This window comes from Myxococcales bacterium (assembly GCA_016712525.1).
Taxonomy (GTDB): domain Bacteria; phylum Myxococcota_A; class Polyangia; order Polyangiales; family Polyangiaceae; genus JAAFHV01.
The window spans coordinates 1,238,251-1,253,521 of sequence record JADJQX010000008.1; the positions used below are offsets into that span (position 1 = coordinate 1,238,251).

Annotated in this window: 14 protein-coding genes; 9 read left to right on the top strand and 5 right to left on the bottom strand. The window is 70.3% G+C overall.

Annotated elements, in window-relative coordinates; translation table 11 throughout:
• Window positions 1–13: 13 nt before the first annotated feature.
• Window positions 14–2,212 carry an extracellular solute-binding protein gene (locus IPK71_34805; protein MBK8218929.1) on the top strand — a complete coding sequence of 733 codons (2,199 nt, stop codon included), beginning with the start codon at window positions 14–16 and terminating at the stop codon, window positions 2,210–2,212.
• A complete protein-coding gene (locus IPK71_34810) occupies window positions 2,212–3,054 on the top strand; it encodes an ABC transporter permease subunit (protein MBK8218930.1) in 843 nt (280 codons plus the stop codon). The genes IPK71_34805 and IPK71_34810 overlap by 1 nt, the downstream gene beginning before the upstream one ends.
• A 52-nt stretch (window positions 3,055–3,106) precedes the next feature.
• On the opposite strand, the gene IPK71_34815 is transcribed toward IPK71_34810, so the two are convergent.
• Window positions 3,107–3,388 carry a hypothetical protein gene (locus tag IPK71_34815; GenBank protein MBK8218931.1) on the bottom strand — a complete coding sequence of 94 codons (282 nt, stop codon included), beginning with the start codon at window positions 3,386–3,388 and terminating at the stop codon, window positions 3,107–3,109.
• Window positions 3,389–3,851: 463 nt separating this feature from the next.
• Between IPK71_34815 and IPK71_34820 the strand changes: the two genes are divergently transcribed.
• Window positions 3,852–4,007, top strand: a complete 156-nt coding sequence (locus tag IPK71_34820) for a hypothetical protein (protein MBK8218932.1) — start codon at window positions 3,852–3,854, stop codon at window positions 4,005–4,007.
• Between the two features lie 129 nt (window positions 4,008–4,136).
• On the opposite strand, the gene IPK71_34825 is transcribed toward IPK71_34820, so the two are convergent.
• Window positions 4,137–5,501, bottom strand: coding sequence for a ferritin-like domain-containing protein (locus IPK71_34825; protein ID MBK8218933.1), 1,365 nt, complete (start codon window positions 5,499–5,501; stop codon window positions 4,137–4,139).
• A 185-nt stretch (window positions 5,502–5,686) separates the two neighbouring features.
• Here IPK71_34825 and IPK71_34830 point away from each other — a divergent pair, with 185 nt between their 5' ends.
• Both IPK71_34830 and IPK71_34835 read left to right on the top strand, forming a co-directional pair.
• Window positions 5,687–6,004, top strand: coding sequence for a hypothetical protein (locus IPK71_34830; protein MBK8218934.1), 318 nt, complete (start codon window positions 5,687–5,689; stop codon window positions 6,002–6,004).
• Between the two features lie 63 nt (window positions 6,005–6,067).
• The gene (locus IPK71_34835) at window positions 6,068–6,907 is read left to right on the top strand and encodes a LamG domain-containing protein (protein MBK8218935.1); all 840 of its coding nucleotides are present in this window, start codon (window positions 6,068–6,070) and stop codon (window positions 6,905–6,907) included.
• 65 nt (window positions 6,908–6,972) lie between these two features.
• On the opposite strand, the gene IPK71_34840 is transcribed toward IPK71_34835, so the two are convergent.
• Both IPK71_34840 and IPK71_34845 read right to left on the bottom strand, forming a co-directional pair.
• Entirely contained in the window at window positions 6,973–7,761 is a 789-nt protein-coding gene (locus tag IPK71_34840; protein MBK8218936.1) for an HAD-IIB family hydrolase, read from the bottom strand.
• Window positions 7,758–8,924 (bottom strand): class I SAM-dependent rRNA methyltransferase, encoded by a 1,167-nt coding sequence (locus IPK71_34845; protein ID MBK8218937.1) that lies wholly within the window; start codon window positions 8,922–8,924, stop codon window positions 7,758–7,760. Before IPK71_34845 ends, IPK71_34840 begins: the two co-directional genes overlap by 4 nt.
• A gap of 309 nt (window positions 8,925–9,233) precedes the next feature.
• Here IPK71_34845 and IPK71_34850 point away from each other — a divergent pair, with 309 nt between their 5' ends.
• Window positions 9,234–10,106: a hypothetical protein gene (locus IPK71_34850; protein ID MBK8218938.1), complete on the top strand. Its 873-nt coding sequence runs from the start codon at window positions 9,234–9,236 to the stop codon at window positions 10,104–10,106.
• A 40-nt stretch (window positions 10,107–10,146) separates the two neighbouring features.
• On the top strand, window positions 10,147–11,703 hold the full coding sequence (lnt, locus tag IPK71_34855) for an apolipoprotein N-acyltransferase (GenBank protein MBK8218939.1): 1,557 nt from the start codon (window positions 10,147–10,149) through the stop codon (window positions 11,701–11,703).
• A gap of 367 nt (window positions 11,704–12,070) precedes the next feature.
• On the opposite strand, the gene IPK71_34860 is transcribed toward lnt, so the two are convergent.
• Entirely contained in the window at window positions 12,071–13,261 is a 1,191-nt protein-coding gene (locus tag IPK71_34860) for an acetyl-CoA C-acetyltransferase (GenBank protein ID MBK8218940.1), read from the bottom strand.
• A 233-nt stretch (window positions 13,262–13,494) separates the two neighbouring features.
• Here IPK71_34860 and IPK71_34865 point away from each other — a divergent pair, with 233 nt between their 5' ends.
• Both IPK71_34865 and IPK71_34870 read left to right on the top strand, forming a co-directional pair.
• On the top strand, window positions 13,495–13,941 hold the full coding sequence (locus IPK71_34865) for a zinc-ribbon domain-containing protein (protein ID MBK8218941.1): 447 nt from the start codon (window positions 13,495–13,497) through the stop codon (window positions 13,939–13,941).
• Window positions 13,942–14,106: 165 nt separating this feature from the next.
• Window positions 14,107–15,246, top strand: coding sequence for a hypothetical protein (locus IPK71_34870; GenBank protein MBK8218942.1), 1,140 nt, complete (start codon window positions 14,107–14,109; stop codon window positions 15,244–15,246).
• Window positions 15,247–15,271: the final 25 nt, after the last annotated feature.

A 15,271-nucleotide genomic window follows, 5' to 3' on the forward strand; every position in this document is an offset into this window, starting at 1 on the left:
CCTGGGGGGGCCCATCGCCGCGCTCGTGCGCGTGGCCTTCGTGTTCCTCGCGCTCGCGCTCGCGTTCGTTTTGCCGGGGTGCGGAGGCGCCGACAAGCCACGCCTCGTCCTCTGGCACGCGTACCGCGGCGAAGAAGAGACGGCGCTCAAGACCGTGCTCTCGGCGTTCGAGAAGGAGCGCGGCGTCTCGGTCGAGGTGCTCGCCCTGCCCTTCGACGCGTACGCGACCAAGCTCGAGTCGGCCATCCCGCACGCGCACGGGCCCGACGTGTTCGTCGACGCCCACGAGCGCCTCGGGTCCTACAAAAAGAACGATCTCGTCGCGCCCGCGGGGGCTGCCCTCCCTCCCGAGGATCGTGCCCTCTTCGACGACGCCGCGCTCGCTGCGGCCACGCTCGACGGCACCACGTACGGCGTGCCGCTCGCGCAGAAGTCGCTCGCGCTCTTCGTGAACGACGCGCTCGTGCCGAACGAGCCCACGTCGCTCGAGGCCCTCGCCAAACGTGACGGCCTCCCTGACGGCAGCTTCCCCCTCGCGTACGAGGCCGAGAGCGCCTACTTCCACGCACCGCTCCTCCACGCGTTCGGCGGCCGCATGGTCGACCCCGACGGCACCTTCGCCGCCGCGAGCCCCGAGGGAGAGGCGTCGATCGCGTTCCTCCTCGAGCTCAAGAAGCAGAAGGCCCTGCCCGACGAGCCCAACGGCGCGCTCGTCACCGAGCTCTTCGCGAGCGGCAAGACCAAGGCCGTCATCAGCGGCCCGTGGTTCTTGGCGGACGCCAAAAAGAGCAAGAGTTACAAGGTCTTCCCGCTGCCCAAGCTGCGCGACCAAGGCGACGCACGGCTCCGCGCGTTCCTCACGGTCGACGTGGCGCTGCTCTCGCCCGACGGCGCCAAGAACCCCAACGCCGTCGCCCTCGCGCGGTACCTCGGGAGCCTCCCCTCGGCACGGACGCGCGCCCTCGTGGGCAAGCAGGTCGTCGCCACGAAGGCCGTGTGGAACGATCCGGAGGTCGCGAAAGACAGGGATCTCTCGGCCTTCCACGCCGCCGCCGAGACGGGCATCCCCATGCCGACCACGCCCGCGATGCGCGCCGCGTGGGTGCCGCTCGAGCAGGCCATCAAGAAGGCCGTGCGCGGCGACGCGACGCCCAAGGTCGCCCTCGACGAGGCGCGCGCCCGCTTCCTCGACGCGATGAAGCCCCCACCGCCGAGCCCGTCGCCCACGCCCCTCTTCGTGGCCGTGTCGCTCGTGCTCGTGGGGCTCGCCATGGTGGCCGTCAAGAACGCGCGGGAGCCCGGTTTTTCCAGCCGATTCCGCGCTTCGGTGCCCGCGTACAAATACGTCACGCACGCGGCCGTCGTGGTCTTCGTGCTCGTCGTGTTGCCGCTCGTGGCCGGCACGCTCACGTCGTTCTTCGCGGGCACACGCAACGAGCCGCAGTACGTGGGCCTCTCGAACTACGTGCAGATCCTCACCGCGCGCGGCGGCCCGCTCCTCGGGCACGGGTCGTTCTGGCTCACGCTGCTCGTGACGGTGCTCTGGACGCTCGTCAACGTGACGTTCCACGTGGGCATCGGGCTCGTGCTCGGGGTCATCTTGTCGCGGCCGCTGCTCAAGCTGAAGGCCGTCTACCGCGTGCTGCTCATCTTGCCGTGGGCCGTGCCCTCGTACGTGACGGCGCTCGCGTGGAAGGGCATGTTTCATAGGCAATACGGGGCCGTGAACGCGCTCTTGGGGCTCTTCGGGGCCGAGCCGATCTCGTGGTTCTCGAAGTTCTCCACGGCGTTCGCCGCGAACGTGGCCACGAACGTGTGGCTCGGGTTCCCGTTCATGATGGTCGTCACGGTGGGCGCGCTCACGGCCGTCCCGAAGGACGTGCTCGAGGCCGCCGAGGTCGACGGCGCGACCCGCTGGCAGCGCTTCCGCCTCGTGGTGATGCCGCTCGTCGCGCCCGCGCTCTTGCCCTCGGTCGTGCTCGGCAGCGTGTGGACCTTCAACATGTTCAACGTCGTGTTCCTCGTCTCGGGCGGCGAGCCCGACGGGCAGACCGACATCCTCGTCTCCGAGGCGTACCGCTGGGCCTTCACGCGGAACGCGCAGTACGGCTACGCCGCGGCCTACGCCGTGCTCATCTTCGGGCTCCTCTTGCTCATGTCGCGCACGATGCAGCGGCTCACCGCGCCGAAAGAAGACAAGGGGCGCGCCTGATGGACAAAAAGCCTTCGCTCCTCGAGTCGATCCTCGTGCACACGGTGCTGCTCACCGCGGTGGGCTTCGCGATCTATCCCATCTTGTGGGTGGTCACGCTGGCGTTCTCGGCAGGGGGTCTCTCGTCGACCACGGGCGCGCTCCCCTTCCCGCGTGATCCGTCGCTCGAGAACTTCCGCATCGTGACCGGCGGCGGGTCGGGGCTCTTCTTCGCGCAGCTCGGAAATAGCCTCGTCGTGTCGCTCGCGACCGCGATCGTCGCCGTGGCCATCGCGACGCCGGCGGCCTACGCGCTCGCGCGGTTCGAGTTCGTCGGCAAGAAGGCCGGCATGGGCACCTTGCTCGCGACGCAGATGTTCCCCACCGTCGCGAGCGCCGTGCCGCTCTACCTCCTGCTCGAGGCGCTGCACCTCCTCGACTCGCGCGCGGGCCTCGTGCTCGTGTACGCGACCACCTCGGTGCCGTTCGCGATTTTCCAGCTCCGCGGCTCGTTCGAAACGATCCCCGTCGAGCTCGAAGAGGCCGCCATGGTCGACGGGGCGACTCGCACGCAGGCGTTCCTCATGGTGGTGCTCCCGGCGGCGCGGCCGGCCATCGCGGTCACGGCGCTCTTCGCGTTCATGAGCGCGTGGAACGAGTTCATCTTGGCGGCGACGCTGCTCTCGCGCGAGACGGCCTTCACGCTGCCCGTGGTGCTCCAGCGGTTCGTGGGCGAGCACGACGCCGCCTGGGGCCCGTTCGCGGCCGGCGCGATGCTCGTCAGCATCCCCGTGATGGCGCTCTTCTACCTCGCCCAGCGGCAGCTCGTCGGGGGGCTCACCGCCGGCGGCGTGAAGGGCTAAAAGCCTCGGGGCTGCGAGTCGTTATGTTCCGAGGAGCCCGATCGATCGGGGGCTAGGTCTCCCCGTCCGGCGAAGCGCCGTCGAGGTCTTGGGGGGGCTCGGCGTCGGGGGCTTGGGCGTCGGGGGCTTGGGCGTCGGGGGCTTGGGCGTCGGGGGCTTGGGCGTCGGAGGCTTGGGCGTCGGAGCTCGCGTCTCCCGCGGGTGGTGGTGGCGACGGGGCGGCGACCGCTGGAGACGCGGGAGAGGGTGCCGAGCCGCCGTCGCACGCCGCGATGGCGCCTCCACCGAGCGCGAGGGTGACGCCGAGAACGAGGAGCCGCGACGACGAGCGCATGACCTTCGTGCGTACGTGGCCCGTCTCCGCCCGTCAACTTCACGAGGCGCGGGCGCGTCGGGCCCGAAGCCCGGACGGTCGCCCCACGCGGAACGGCGAGAGGGTGGAGCTCCGCGCGGAGCTGGCCGAGCTGAGCCGGGGTGGAAATTCACGCCTCGTCGATGAGGCGGGAAAATGGCGTGTCTCCTTTAAAATCATAGCCTTGCGGCCAACGTCGGTCGGATCTTTCCGCGAGGCCGCTCGAGATTCCGCGTACTTGGCGCGAACGCCTGCCGCTCTTGCGGGAGCGGGCTCGTCCATGGCGGGAAGTCACGCCTCAGAAATGAGGCACGAAAAGGGCATGTTTCCTTTAAAATCATACACTTGCCGCCAACGTCGGTCGGATCTTCCCCGCGCCCGGCCCTCCGACAGAATCGGCGCGAAAAATTTGGCCTTCTCTCGCGACCCTGTTTCTCCTCGAGGCATGCCCAAGAACGCCACCCCGTCTCCCCCGAAGACGACCCCCGAACGCCGCAAGCGTGACGACCGTCGCACGGGAGAGGACCGCCGCGACTTCCCTCGCCCCGAGGGCCGGCGGCGTGGTGGCGGACGACGCGCGACCGACCCGAAGGAGGCCTGACCATGAAGCTCTCGCTCAAGCACCCGATCCACCCGCCGCCCCGCCGATAGGACGGCGTGGCCCCTCCGCTCGCCGAGCCTGGCGCGTGCGAAGGGGCCGAGAATGCCACCCCCACTTCCGACCGAAGCGCTACGCGGCGCGGAGCCAGCGAGCGTCGAGCTCGGCCAGGAGATGCGCGGCCACGTTGGCGTCGGGCATCCCGGCCTCGAGGACGACGTCCGGAGAGGGCGCCTCGCGCACCGCGATCGCAAGCTCGTCGATCGCCTCACGCTTGACCGCTTCGAGCGCCGCGTTCTCCGCGTCGCCGAGGCGAGCGCGATAGAACGAAGCCAAATCCCACGAGAGCTCCGCGTGCGCCGCCTCGTCGAGGGCTACGGCACGCATCACCTCGCGCACCTCGGGATCGCGCGCGCACAAGGCCTGGTAGCTCGCGAGGAGCGCGCCGTAGGTCTCACGGACACACCCCTCTCGCATGTTCTCGACGGCGAGCTCGAAGAGCGATCGCTCCCCCACGGGCGTGATCACGGGCGCCCTCACGGCGCCACCGAAGCGTGTGGCCAAGCGGGACATGGCCTCCGTGTGGCGGACCTCGTCCGCCTCGGCGCGCGCGAGCCGCTCGAGCAGCTCGGCGGGCGCACCGAGCGCCGAGAGACGCTCACGCAGGTCGGCGAACGTATGGACGCTCGCAGCCTCGAGGTGCGCGATCTCGGAAAAGAGCGCCCCGAGCGACGCCGACCAGCGCGCGCCCCCTTCGGCGCACGACACGAGCCCCTCGGGCCTTCGCCCCACGGCGCACGGCTGGTCTTTCGGGTACTCGCGCACGATCACGCTCTTCACGATCGTGAAGCTGCCGTCGGCGCCGACCCGCACGAGGTGCTCGACGAGATCGGAGCACGCGCCGCCGGTCTGGGTGATGAGCTCGTAGCCCCCCTCGGGCAGAGGGCGAGCGTTCGGTTTCGTGCAGCCGATCCCGTGTTTGTTTTGCTTCGCGACGAGTACGGCTTCGGAGCGTGTGTCGATGGGCCGGATGACGTCGAGCAGCGCGGCCAAGGACTCGTGCACCGTCACGGTCGAGCCTTTCGTGGACACGGCGTACGCGCGACCGATCCGCGAAGGCCCGACGTCGTCGGTGTAGGGGTTCCACCCACCGGTCGCGCTCGCGGCCTTCACCGCGGCGAGACACGCAGGTTTGTCGGCCGCGCTCTTGCACAGCTCACCCGACGTCCCGAGGACCGTGAACGACGCTCCCGCGTCCTCGCTCGTCTGCGAGGCGAGGCGGATCTCGAGCCCCTCGGCCTTGTCCGAGAGAGTGTGCCCACGGTACTCGTCGACGACCTGGCCGTTCTCGCACAGTGACTCGGCGAGCGGCGGGATGCCGTCCTCGTCGACGTCCGTTTCACCTGGGCTCGTGGTGCCACCGCACGCGGCCATGGCCGTTGCCGTAGCGGAGGCCAACGCGATCGACTGAAGAAGTGAAATAAGAGATAGGCGCATTCGTAGAGCGTACGACGAGCCGCGACGAAATCGACCGCCGACGTAGTCCCCGCCTCGACACCATGTTCGCTCATCTGCGCTTCGAGGCGAAGGTCGACGATTCTTCGTCAGATCGGCGGCGCGCGCGGCGTACCTCCTCGTGCGATGGCGAAGGAGCCACGCAAGTCCAACAAGGAGGCTCGGTCATGAACATTCGGTCGTTCGGTCAGGTCGTGTGGGCGCTCGCAGGAGCCATCACCCTCAGCGGGCTCGTCGCGGGGTGTGCGGGCGCACCCGACGACGGAGACGCGCCCTACGAGGTAGAGCTTGCGACGGGCCCCGAGCTGTCGATCTCGAGAGACGACACGATCTGGACGACGACCAACGTCTGCACGGCGTGCGGTTGCACGGTGAGCGGATTCGCCTGCGATTGCGGCCTCAGGCCGACCCAAAAGAAGATCGACTGCATCAAGAACGGCGGGCCCTCGAAGGTGCTCTCGTCGACCTTCATCGCCTCTCCGTGAGGCCCGCAGCGTCAGGGCGAACGCGCGTGCCTCCTTCGATCCCGAATGCTACCGTCTCTCTCGGTGAGACCTCACTCCGCGCCACTCGTGGTCGGAGGGCTCGTGGCCCTCGCGGCGGCATGCACGGAGTTCTCCACGGTCACCACCGGCGGAGACGCGGGCGAGGAGTTGCGCGAGGCGTCCGTGCCGGACAACGCGACCTCCCCGAGCGTGGAGGCCTCGGCGCCCGAGGCTGGCGCGGACACCTCGACGCCCCGTTGCGACGAGCAGGATCTCGTCGGACGATGGCGCCTCGACGAGGGCAGCGGGACACGCATCTCCGACTGCACCTCGAGCGCGCTCGTGGGCACCCTCTACGGGGGGACGTGGGTCGAAGGTCGGAAGGGCCGCAAGGCTCTGTCGTTCGTCGGAGGCGACACGGGAGCCCGCATCGATCTCGGCGATCCGGCCGCGCTCAAGCTCGAAGGTGGCATGACGCTGTCGGCGTGGATCAACGTGAGGACCGTGGCCTCGTACGGCCGCATCTTCGCGAAGAGCGCGAGCGACGGCGACCGCGGTTGGGATCTGTTCGTCGACGTCGACGGCTCGCTCGACTTTCGCGTCGCTTCGGGGCCGAACGACTACGTCTTCACGAGCCTGCGCACGTTCCCCTTGGGGCAATGGAAGCACGTCGCGGCCGTGTTCGATCCGGGGATCGCCGTCCGGCTCTACGTCGACGGCAAGGTGGTCGCCTCGACCACGGTGGGGATCCCGGCCGCGCAACGCAACAGCACCCGCCCCGCCTACATCGGCGCGCGCGCCGATTGCTGCACGGTCGACGGCGCGCTCGAGGACGTTCGAATCTACCGACGCGCCTTGACCGCGACCGAGCTCGACCTGCTCTTCAAGGCGAACGGTCCGTAGCCGCCCGTCGCGCGCCTCGCCCGAGAATCGGTCCCGTCGGCTGGCGCTGCGCGCGAGGAAGGCGCTCAGCCGCGGCTTGCCACGAGCGTGTGCGCGAGCTCGCAGAACCCCGTGCCCCGCTCGCCGCTCGTGACGAACCTCGGGGGGACAGGAAGCCGACCGAGGGCCGTGCGCACGTTCGCCACCCCGACGGTGACACGAAACGCCGAAAAACAAGGGGCGTCGTTGCCGCTGTCGCCCACGTAGGCGTACCGCGAGAGCGCGCGCCCGGCGTCTTCCCCGAACCTGTGCGCGAGGAACGCCACGACGCCGCTCGCCTTGTCGTGAGGGTCGAACGAGGCGTGCACGTGGACGCTCGAGCGCGTGGTGCGGGCGCCGTTCGCGCGGATCTCGTCGACGAGGAGGGCCACCCTGTCTTCGGGCAGCTTCACGCGCTCGCCCACGTCCCACGTGACGTCGGAGACACGCGCGTCGACGTCGTCCGAGAGGCGCACCTCGGGGACGACCGAGCGCACGGATTCGACGATGCGCCCGAGCCGCACGCGGCGCGATCGACGCTCTTCGGGCGAACAAACGTCGACCCTAACCACATGATTTCCCTCACGAAAGACGGATATGCCGCCGTTCTCCGTGACCACCCCGTCGACCGGCCACTGGCGCGCGAGCACCTCGCCCCAGCCCGAAGGCCGCCCGGTGACCGCGACCAAGCGGAGGCCCGCGCGTTTCATGGCGAAGAGGCTCGCGTAGGCGGCCTCCTCGAGGCGGCCGTGCGAGAGCAGCGTGTCGTCGAGATCGAAGAGGAGCCCGTCGATGCGCGAGGCCTCCTCGCGCGTAAGCTTCGCGAGCGGGATCATCGGTGCAGCACCTCGGCGACGAGCGCCTTCAAGTAGAGCCCCTCGGGGAAGGCCGCGCCGACGGGGTGATCGAAGCCCTGGAAGTGGCGCTCGAGCACGACGGCCGTGGTGTTGGAGCGCTGGGCCCCGACCGCGAGGGCGCGGGTGAGCGCGTTCATGTCGACCGCGGCCGAGCACGAGCAGAACACGAGCAGGCCACCGGGTTTCACCGCGCTCGTCGCGAGCTTCGCGAGCTCCGCGTAGGCCTTCTGAGCCTGATCGCGGGACGCCTTCGAGGGCGCCAGACGAGGCGGATCGCACACCACGAGGTCGTACGAGGAGTGGGCCTCGCGGAGGGCGGCGCGGGCGTCGTGTTTGGCGAAGGCCATCACGTCGGGGAGCTTGTTTTCTCGGGCGAGCGTAGCGCCGACCTCGACGGCGATCGCGCTGTCGTCGACGCACACGACGTCCCTAGCGCCACCGCGCGCCGCCGCGAGCCCGAACGCGCCGACGTAGCTGTACGCATCGAGGACGCGCTTGCCCCGCGCGAGCTGCTCGACGCGGGCGCGGAGGCCTCGCTGATCGAAGTAGTAGCCCGTCTTCTGGCCGAGCTCCTTCGGGAGGCGGAAGTCGAACCCTCGCTCACGGAAGCGGAGCTCGCCGTCGAACGTGCCGCGCACCACGCCCTCGCCGCGCGCGAACCCCTCGGCCTTCGCCGAGTGCTCGGGGGTGCGATCGACGATGGCCTTGGGCTCGATCACGTCGGAGAGGGCCTCGAGCACCATCGCCTCGCGGAGCTTCATGCCGATCGTGAGGAGCTGCACGACGAGCACGTCACGGAAGCGATCGACGATGAGGCCGGGGAGCCCGTCGCCCTCGGAGTGGACGAGCCGGTACCCGTCGGTCGCCTCGTCCCCGAGGCCGAGCGAGAGCCTGCGGGTGAGCGCCGCGTGGATGCGCGTGCGGAAGAAGGCCGCGTCGATGGGGAGCTCGGCCTCGCGCGTGACGACACGCACGGCGATGGCGCTCTTCGGCGAGTAGAAGCCACGGCCCAAGAACCCTCCGCGAGGGTCTTCGACGCGGACCACGTCGCCCGGGGTGGCGCCGCCACGGACGTCGTCGATGGCCTGGGCGAAGACCCATGGGTGGCCCGTCCACACCGGCTGGACGTGACCGGGCTTCAGGCGAACGATGGGCTCGGGGGGATGCACGTTTGCGCAGCTCTTTCGCGAAAATGGGGTCGGGCGGACGGGACCGTGGCCCCTTTTGCCCGACTTTCGGGGCCTGGGGCAAGTCTGCACGGGGCCCGACGCTCGGCGACACCCGTTGTCGTCGCCTTGTGAACCGCGGTCAACAGCGCCAGGGGACGAACGATGGAAAATCGGCCACAATCCTCTTCGAGCGCGTGGCACTCGTGTTGCTAGGACCCTACCGTTCCGTCAGGTAGGTTCTTCTCGGTACGAGGAGCCGCCCGTCGGCAGGAGCGCCCGCCCATGAACGTCCCGTCTACTCGCTCTCGTTTGGTCGCCTCGGTCCTCGCGTTCGGCGCGCTCTCCGCGGTGCCGAGCCTCGCGCACGCGCAGGACGCCAACTGTCCCCCTGGGAGCTGGTTCTGCGCCGATGCCCCGCCCGCGACGGCGCCCGCCGCACCCGCAGCTCCGGCCGCGGGGTCGACCACGACGACCACCACCACGACGACCACCACGCCCGCGGCGGCCCCTGCGCCCCCCCCGCCCGTCGTCGTGTACCAGCCCCCTCCCCCCGTGGTCGTGGTCTCGCCCCGCGAGGCCCCCACGGTCTATCAGTACACGCCGCGCCCGCCGGGTCGCATCACCCCGCACCGTGAGTGGGGTCTGAACCTCCACCTCGCCGGCATCGCGCTCGGCTCGGGGCGATCGGGCGACGCGGGGATGGGGCTCATCGGCCTCGGCCTCCGCTTCCGTCCGGTGCCCGCGTTCGCGCTCGAGGCCAACATCGACGTCGCCGGCGGCACCGACTACAACGGCTACCGCCGCGTGGAGACCATGGGCACGGCGAACGGCATCCTCTTCTTGAACCCGAAGAGCCGCGCCCAGTTCTACCTGCTCGGCGGCATCGGCATCTCGAGCGCGCGGGTATCGGCCGAGGACTCGTACTACCCGACCTACGCGAGCTTCGACCGCAAATACACGTACTTCGGCGGCCAGGGTGGCATCGGTATCGAGATCCGCCTCTCGCGCGTCGTGGCCCTCAACTTCGACGTGCGCGGCTTCGTCCGCTCCCGCATGGACAAAAACGGCGGCCCCGAGTTCATGGACGCGTCGGGCCGCACCACGAACACCTCCGGTGGCGCGCTCGTGAACGGCGGCATCACCTTCTACTTCTGACGGCGGAATACCCGGGCAAGGTTCCGGGTATCTTGCCTGCATGAGCCCCCTCGAGCGCCATCCCCGCACGGTCGGATCGGCGCTCGCGCTCGTTTGTGGGGCGATCTTCGCGCTCACCGCTCCCCCGACGAACCTCACGGGGAGCGTGCTCGTGGGCCTCGTGGGCCTCGCGCTCGTCGCGGCGAGGGCACGATCGTGGCGTGAGGGGGCCCTGTTCGGGCTCGCGTTCGGGGCGGGCGCGAACCTCGTCGCGCTGCGCTTCGTGCCCGAGGTGATCGTGCGGTTCACGCCGCTCCCCTACGCCGTGGCGCTGCTCGCGTGGGTGCTCCTGTCGCTCGCGCAGGGGCTCGCGTGGGGCATCGGGGCCGGGCTCGCGAAGCGCCTGCATCTCCTTGGTATTCCTTGGTTTTTGGCGTTCCCAGCGGGCACGTTCGTGGGCTTCTTCGTGCCCGCCCTCTTCCCGTGGACGCCGGCGGGAGGCCTCTCGCCGTGGCCCGTGGTCGTGCAGGCCGCGGAGCTCGTGGGAGAGCGGGGGGTGAGCTTCCTCGTCGCCGCGGGGTGCGCGCTCGTGGCCGAGGGCGTGACGACGAAGATCGCGAGACGGAGGCTCGTCACGCTTGGGCTCGCGGGTCTCGTGGGCGCGACGCTGCTCGGGTACGGGGCCCTCGCCATGGCGCGGGTCGAGCGCACACGACAGCTCGCCCCGAAGGCCACGCTCGCGCTCGTGCAGCCGGGGACGGAGGCGAAGACGCGGTGGGACCCGGCCGCGGCCGAGATCATCGCGGGGCGGCTCCACGCGCTCACGCGAGCCGCCGAGAGCCGCGGGGTGGATCTCGTGGTGTGGCCCGAGGCCGCGTACCCGTACACGTTGCCGCACTCGGCGCGGGCGTTTCCGCCTTCGTACATGCGACGCGACGTGCTCCCCCACGACGTGCACGGCCCGGTGATCGTGGGCCTCGTCATGGCCAAGACCTCGACCGATCAGACGAACTCGGCCCTCGTGGCGCGCGGCGATCGCACGCTCTCCGTGCCGTACGACAAGCGGCACCTGCTCGCGTTCGGGGAGCACGTGCCCTTCGCGGAGGAGCTCCCGTGGATGAAGAAGACCTTCGCGCGGGGCACGGGGCTCGTGCCCGGAGAAGAGAGCGTCGCGCTCGAGGCCAGCAAGGTGCGGGCCGGGGTGCTCGTCTGTTACGAGGACAACCTGCCCGAAGCGGGGCGCGAAGCCATGCAGACGCGGCCCAACGTGCTCGTGAACCTCACGAACGACGCGTGGTTTGCCGGGAGCGCCGAGGGCGAGCTCCACCTGCGCCTCGCGGTGCTGCGCGCGATCGAGACGCGGCGTGATTTGGCGCGCGCCGTGAACCTCGGGCCTACGGGGCTCGTCGACGCGACGGGCCGCGTGCGCTCGCGCTACGACGCGCCGCTGCCGAAGGCGCTCGACGTCGAGGTGGCCCTGCTCGACACGGCTCCCACGCCGTACACGCGGTTCGGTGACGTGCCGCTGGCCTTGGCGATCGCGGCGGCGTGCGCGGCGCGGGCTTTGGCCTCGCGGCGGGCGCAGGGCGCCAAGGGTGCCGAGATTCCCTTGTCGTGACGGGGGGTTATGGGTGACGTGGGACCTCCCCCTCGCGCGGCTTCCGCGCGTTTGGGGGAGGTGCCGGGCGCGCAGGCCGTTAGGCCGAGCACCCGGCGGTGGGGGCACCCCTGCTCGCTCTCGCGCTCGGAGGGGCCCCCTAGCAGCCCGTTGATCTACTCCCGTCGGCCCGTCGCCGCCGCATCCCGCCCGCCTTCGTTGCGCTCCTACGGTGCCTGCTCACCTAGAAAACTAGGCTCCGCGGGCTCCTCGGAGCGCGCCTCGGCGGCGCGGGCGCGGGCGACGACGGGCCTCGGTCCCTAAATCAACGGGCTGCCAGGCCACGTGGGTCGTGAACGCACCTCGAGGGGATCGAGGTAGTTGCAGATTACATGCGCTCGATGAGGACGGCGAGGCCCTGGCCTCCGCCGATGCACGCGGAGCCCACGGCGTACTTCGCGTTGCGGCGGCGGAGCTCGTACGTGAGGTGCGTGGTGATGCGGGCGCCCGAGGCGCCGAGCGGGTGACCGAGGGCGATGGCGCCGCCGTCGACGTTGGTGCGCTCGCGGTCGAGGCCGAGCTCTTTTTCGCACGCGAGGTACTGCGCGGCGAAGGCCTCGTTGACCTCGACGAGGTCCATGTCCTTGAGGGCGAGCTCGGCGCGCGCGAGGGCGTGACGGATCGCCGGGACCGGGCCGATGCCCATGATGTTCGGCTCGACGCCGGCGACGCCCCACGAGACGAGGCGCGCGAGCGGGGTGAGGCCCTTCGCCTTGGCGTACTCTTCGGTGGTGAGGACGAGGCAGGCCGCGCCGTCGTTGATGCCGGAGGCGTTGGCGGCGGTGACGACGCCGTCCTTCTTGAAGACGGGCGGGAGCTTCGCGTACTGCTCGGGCGTGCTCGCGCGCGGGTGCTCGTCCTTCTCGAAGGTGACCGAGCCCTTCTTCTGGGCGATCTCGAGCGGGGCGATCTCGTCCTTGAAGAGGCCCTTCTCGTGGGCGGCGGCGTAGCGCTTCTGGCTCGACATGGCGAGCTCGTCGCACATCTCGCGCGTGATGCCGTGCTTCTGCGCGAGGTTCTCGGCCGTGATGGCCATCGGGGTCTGGCAGTAGCTGTCGGTGAGGCCGTCCCAGAGGGAGTCGCCCACCTGCGGGGCCTTGCCGAACGCCCAGCCGTCACGCGCGCCGCGGAGGACGTGCGGGGCCTGGGTCATGTTCTCGGTGCCGCCGACGAGCACGGCCTCGGTCTCGCCGAGGAGGATCTGCTCGGCGCCGTTGATGATGGCCTGGAAGCCCGAGCCGCAGAGGCGGTTCACGGTGAGCGCGGGCGTCGTGATGGGGAGACCGGCCTTGAGGCCGACGTGGCGCGCGCAGTAGATGGCGTCGGCGCTCGTCTGCATGACGTTGCCGATGATGACGTGGCCGATGTCCGCGGCGGCGATGCCGGACTGCGCGAGGGCGGCCTTGGCGGCGTGCACGGCGAGATCGTTCGCGGACACGCCCTTGAGGGTGCCCGAGAGGGTGCCGAACGCGGTGCGCTTGGCGCCGACGATGACGATGGACTTGGACAGCTTGGCCATGGGGAGCTCTCGTTCGTTGAGGGGTGCTGAGACGCTGAAAACGCCGTGCTCCATAGCAAAAAGCGAGCGCCCGCGGGAGGCCGGGCGCCCGAGCTCGGCGCGACCCGTTTTTCGGGTGCAAAAGCCGCGGTCGACTCACACCTCTCAAATGAGTGACGCATGCGCGCGAATGGTGGCGACGTGGCTCCGTCCAACGCTATCCTCGAGGACGAGGGAGCCAAGGGAGGTTTTTCATGTCGATGTCCGGTCCTGCGTGCCCGAAGTGCGGCGCGGCCTCTCAGAGCCCTGGGGCCACCGCGTGCGCCTATTGCGGCACCCCCATGCCCGCCGCGGCGCCGCCCGGGTTCGGTGCCCAGCCGTACGGCGCGCCTCCCCAAGCCTACGGCCAACCGCCCGCTCCCTACGGCGCGCCCCCTCAGGGCTACGGCCAACCGCCCGCTCCCTACGGCGCCCCCCCTCAGGGCTACGGCGGACCTCAGCCACCGCCTCAGGCTCACGTGCAGCCCTTCGGCGCGACGTACGGGCAGCCGCACGTCCACTACCAGCGACCGAACGGCTTCTTCTCGGCGATGACCTCGTTCGGGAACGCGCTCTTCTGGATCCGCCTCGCCATCGCCGTGATCGTGCTGAGCATCGTGGGCATCGCTTCGTGCGTGAACGCGCTGACGCACGGGTATTGAAGAACACACGACCCGCGGCCCCTCAGGATGAGCTTCCGGGGCCGGAGCGCCCTTTTGGAGGAGCGGTGCGATCCTCGTGATCGCGCGTAGGATCAGGCCGATCCTCCGAGAAAATACGGGCCACTTCGGCTTGCGTGGCGGCGAGAGACCTCTATCGTGTCGGCCATGAAGGCGCCCCGAACGGTCATCTCTACGGCTCTCACGCTCGCCGCGATCACGCACGCTTCGGCGTCGTTCGCGGCCACCGACTTCGGCGCCAAGGGCCCCGAAGCGACGACCACCTCGAACCTGCCGGCCGGCGCGGCCACGGGCGGAAAGCTCGTCGTGCCGAACGGCGCGGGTCCGTACCCGATCCTCGTCGCGAGCCACGGGTTCTCGGCGTCGTCGGCGAATCAGCTCGGGTGGGCCGAGCACTTCGCGAGCTACGGGTTCGTGGTCGCGGTGCCCGATTTCCCGGGCGGGCTCTCGCCGGACCACGTGAAGAACGGCGACACGATCGTCACCCTCGTGAACGACGTCGCGACCGCCGTGCCCAAGGCCGACAAGACGCGCGTCGGCTTCGAGGGTCACTCGGCCGGCGGGCTCGCGACGACGCTGGCCGCCGCCAAGGTGAAGCCGGGGGCCGTGGTGCTCTTCGACCCGGTGGACAACGGCGGGCGCGGAAAAACCGCCTTTGCGACGCTCTGCAGCCCCACTCTCGTGCTCTTCGCGAACCCGGGGCAGTGCAACGTCAACGCCGAGTGGAAGGGCTTCGGCCCTGCGACGACCGGTCCGCTCACGCTCGCGACCGTGGTTGGCGCCTCGCACTGCGACGGTGAGAACGCCGCGAGGGGGCTCTGCGGGACGCCTGTCGTCGGATGTGGCACCGCGGCGAACCCCGCCCGTCAGACCGTGCACGCGAAATACGCGACGGCTCACTTCATGGCCGTGCTCAAGAACGACGCCGACGCGAAGGCGCTGCTCGCCGATACGGCCCTCGCGGGCGACACCGCGTTGAGCGACACGAGCGTGAAGGCTGGCGCGCCGTGCTCGGGCACCACCCCGGGGAGCGACGCAGGCCCCACGACCGACGGCGGCTCGACCCCCAAGCCCACGCCCACCGGCACGACGCCCGGCACTCCCGGCACTCCCGGCACGCCGAACAACCCCGGAGGTAGCCCGAGCGCCCAACCCGAGGACGGCGCGGCGACCGAGAGCGGCTGCAGCGCGGGCCCCGGTGTGGCGTCGGGCTCGATCGGCGCCGTGGCCTTGGGCCTCGCGGTGGGGCTCGTGGCCGTCGGGCGCGCGCGTCGACGCACACGCTGAGGCTCACCCCGAACGACACGACGAA

What these genes read in the sequence shown, in the direction of transcription:
- IPK71_34850 (MBK8218938.1), top strand. Translation starts at nt 9,234, where the DNA reads ATGAACGTCCCGTCTACTCGCTCTCGTTTGGTCGCCTCGGTCCTCGCG.
- lnt (MBK8218939.1), top strand. Translation starts at nt 10,147, where the DNA reads ATGAGCCCCCTCGAGCGCCATCCCCGCACGGTCGGATCGGCGCTCGCG.
- IPK71_34830 (MBK8218934.1), top strand. Translation starts at nt 5,687, where the DNA reads ATGAACATTCGGTCGTTCGGTCAGGTCGTGTGGGCGCTCGCAGGAGCC.
- IPK71_34810 (MBK8218930.1), top strand. Translation starts at nt 2,212, where the DNA reads ATGGACAAAAAGCCTTCGCTCCTCGAGTCGATCCTCGTGCACACGGTG.
- IPK71_34860 (MBK8218940.1), bottom strand. Translation starts at nt 13,261, where the DNA reads ATGGCCAAGCTGTCCAAGTCCATCGTCATCGTCGGCGCCAAGCGCACC.
- IPK71_34840 (MBK8218936.1), bottom strand. Translation starts at nt 7,761, where the DNA reads ATGATCCCGCTCGCGAAGCTTACGCGCGAGGAGGCCTCGCGCATCGAC.
- IPK71_34865 (MBK8218941.1), top strand. Translation starts at nt 13,495, where the DNA reads ATGTCGATGTCCGGTCCTGCGTGCCCGAAGTGCGGCGCGGCCTCTCAG.
- IPK71_34815 (MBK8218931.1), bottom strand. Translation starts at nt 3,388, where the DNA reads ATGCGCTCGTCGTCGCGGCTCCTCGTTCTCGGCGTCACCCTCGCGCTC.
- IPK71_34870 (MBK8218942.1), top strand. Translation starts at nt 14,107, where the DNA reads ATGAAGGCGCCCCGAACGGTCATCTCTACGGCTCTCACGCTCGCCGCG.
- IPK71_34820 (MBK8218932.1), top strand. Translation starts at nt 3,852, where the DNA reads ATGCCCAAGAACGCCACCCCGTCTCCCCCGAAGACGACCCCCGAACGC.
- IPK71_34825 (MBK8218933.1), bottom strand. Translation starts at nt 5,501, where the DNA reads ATGCGCCTATCTCTTATTTCACTTCTTCAGTCGATCGCGTTGGCCTCC.